Source organism: Stenotrophomonas sp. HMSC10F07 (assembly GCF_001807895.1).
Taxonomy (GTDB): Bacteria; Pseudomonadota; Gammaproteobacteria; order Xanthomonadales; family Xanthomonadaceae; genus Stenotrophomonas; species Stenotrophomonas sepilia.
In genome coordinates this window covers 1-2933 of record NZ_KV791376.1, presented here as the reverse complement: position 1 = coordinate 2933, position 2933 = coordinate 1, and the positions used below count along the sequence as shown (strand labels likewise).

General features: G+C 66.2%; 2 protein-coding genes. Both read left to right on the top strand.

Annotated elements, in window-relative coordinates:
• The first annotated feature begins 865 nt into the window (after positions 1-865).
• The gene (gene mltB / locus HMPREF3114_RS09830) at positions 866-2011 is read left to right on the top strand and encodes a lytic murein transglycosylase B (protein WP_005419390.1); all 1146 of its coding nucleotides are present in this window, start codon (positions 866-868) and stop codon (positions 2009-2011) included.
• On the top strand, positions 2008-2933 hold a 926-nt coding region (locus tag HMPREF3114_RS09825), incomplete at its 3' end, for a septal ring lytic transglycosylase RlpA family protein (protein WP_070489683.1). The genes mltB and HMPREF3114_RS09825, both read left to right, overlap by 4 nt.

Below are 2933 nucleotides of genomic sequence, written 5' to 3'. Positions count from 1 at the left end.
GATGGCGCCATCCATGGCGCCAACGGTCCCGCGAACCCACCGCGCCCGCCCCCTGATAGTTTTCGGGCGCGTCTACCAACGGAGAAGCAAGAGAAAATCAAAAGCAAATGCAGCCTGGCGGGTCGCTTCATTGCCTTGTGTAGCGCCGAGCCGTGCTCGGCTTATGAGCAAGCGCAGCGCCGCGACCCGCTTTTGATCTTCTCTTGCTTCTCCGTGGGTAGACGCGCACGGAACCTGTCCGTGGCCGGGTAGATGGGCTGCGCAGGGGCGTGAGCCGCATGGATGCGGCGACCGAGCTTACATGGACGTACTTGCAGCGGCCCCTGCGCAGCCCATCTACCTGGCCTCACCCGTGAACTGCTTTTCGCGGCGACCCACGAGGGGCTGCGCCGTTGGCCGGAGACTTCCTGGCGCTGCGCAATGCCCGTTGTGGAAGCGTTCTCACAACAATGCGACGCAACACGCTCTCCGACCAAAGTCCGCGAAAAACGTTATCTGGTTCACATTTTTACACCGCGTTGATCTTGATCAATGGACTTGTCGTAATCGGCCTGCACAATGGCGGCCCGTTCGGCACGGCGCGCCGTCAATCGATGCAGCGCGAGGGGGCGTCGGGCGGGAGCAGTACTGATCCAACGGGTACAGGGAGCGCGGGGAACTGCCACTGGGGAGCGGCAGCCGCGCAGGTACCGACCGGATCCGGTCGCCGGTTGCGTCTGCGGGGATGGGGACGCAACCGGCCACCTCTATCTGAATGGGGAAGCCCGATCACGACGTCTTCACATTTCCCGCTGAACGCGGGCAAATCGTTGTGATTCATGGTGTTAGGGGTTTTAATTCATCCATGACCTGCTAACCTGCGACGATGATTCGACGCACTCTGGCCTGCATGCTCACCCTCGGCCTGGTCGCCTGCGCGACCCAGCCGAAGTCCCCACCGTCTTCGCCCCAGGCCAGCAGTACGCCGCGCCAGCCCGCCACCAAGGCCCACGGCCCGGCCGAAGCCGCGCCCGAAGCGGCCGCTGCTACAGCGCCGCCGGTCGATCTCACTCCGGTGCCGTTCGAGGTCGCACGGGCCCGCTTTGTTGCCGATACGGCCAAGCGCTATGGGCTGAAGCCGGAGCAGATCAGCAGCGTGCTCGATCAGGCGCAGGTGCGCCAGCCGATCATCGCCGCCATGTCGCGCCCGGCCGAACGGGTCAAACCGTGGAACGAATACCGGCCGATGTTCATCAGCAAGGCACGCATTGATGGCGGCCGCGCGTTCCTGGCCCAGCATCGTGCCGAACTGGATCGCGTGCAGCAGCGCACCGGCGTGCCGGCCGAAGTGATCGTGGCGATCATCGGCGTGGAGACCAGTTACGGGAAAAATGCCGGCAACCACCGCGTGCTCGATGCGCTGTACACGCTGGCGTTCTACTACCCGCGCAGTGGCGACCCGGCCAAGCTGGAACGCGAAGTGCGCCGCGAGCTGTTCTTCCGCGATGAGCTGGCCAAGCTGTTCGAGCTGGGCCGTGAGGAAAAGCTGGACATCACCACGCTCAAGGGCAGCTATGCCGGTGCGATGGGCATGGGCCAGTTCATGCCGTCCAGCTATCTCGATTACGCCGTGGACGGTAATGGCGATGGCCGTCGCGACCTGTTCACCAGCTACGACGATGTGTTCTCGTCCATCGCCAATTATTTCGTGAAGAAGGGCGGCTGGGTCCGTGGTGGCCAGGTGGCCGTACCGGCCACGCTGGCGCCGGGTCGCGAGGAGTTCAACCCGACCGAATGGATGCCGACCTGGTCGCTGGCCGACCTGGCGCAGCGCGGCTACCAGCCCAGCGCTGCGGTGCAGCCGGGCGCCACCGCAACGCCGATCACGCTTGAGGGCAGCACCGGCAAGCAGTACTGGCTGGGCTTCCAGAATTACTACGCGATCACCCGCTACAACCTCTCGAAGATGTACGCGATGGCCGTGTTCCAGTTGTCGCAGGCCATCGCCGGACAGGAGCTGCCCCCGGCATGAACATCAGATGGCTGGTCCCGAGCTTGATCGTCCTCGCGCTGGCTGCCTGCAGCAGTGCGCCGAAGAAGCCGGCCACGGCCGGCCACGGTGGCAAGCCCAGCGGCACGGTGGTGCAGGGTCGCGGCTCGCGCCCGGCGCATTGCCCGGAGGGCTCGCCCTATGCTGCGGCCAAGGAAGACCCGAACACGCGCGGCAACTACACCGCCGGGGGGCTGTACAAGCCAGGCGTGCGTGACAGCACCCCGGACTACATTCCCAACGTCGCCTGCATTCCCGAGCCGGAAGTGACCGCCGAAGAGCGTTCGGCCATCGGCAACAAGTCGCCGTACGTGGTGCTGGGCAAGTCGTACAAGGTGCTCGACGACACCCGCAACTATGTCGAGCGCGGTACGGCCTCGTACTACGGCGCCAAGTTCCACGGCCGCCTGACCTCCAACCGCGAGGTCTACGACATGTACCAGTTCACCGCCGCGCACAAGACGCTGCCGCTGCCCAGCTTCGCCCGCGTCACCAACCTGGACAACGGCGAGTCGGTGATCGTGCGCGTCAACGACCGTGGCCCGTTCCATGATGGCCGCGTGGTCGACCTCAGTTATGCCGCCGCGGTGCGGCTGGGCATCACCCAGCGCGGTACCGGCAACGTGGAAGTGCGTGCGCTGCAACCGGGCGAGAGCAACCTGCTGGCCCAAAAGCCGTCGCGCCGCGAGCGCCGTGCCGCCGAAACGGCTGTCGCGGCGGCCAGTACGCGCCCGGTAACGGCTGCGCGTGCCACCGCCGACAGCGACATTGATCGCCTGGTCAAGCGCCTGCCGGCCGACGCCATGCCTGCGCGTGGCCAGCCGGCCACCACCCAGGGCGTGGCCAGCGCCGTGCCGGACGTGGCGGTCAGCAGCCTGCCGCCGAGCGCACCGCCGGCGCGCAG

Excerpts from the sequence above, each read along its gene's own strand:
- mltB (WP_005419390.1), top strand. The coding sequence starts at position 866 with ATGATTCGACGCACTCTGGCCTGCATGCTCACCCTCGGCCTGGTCGCC.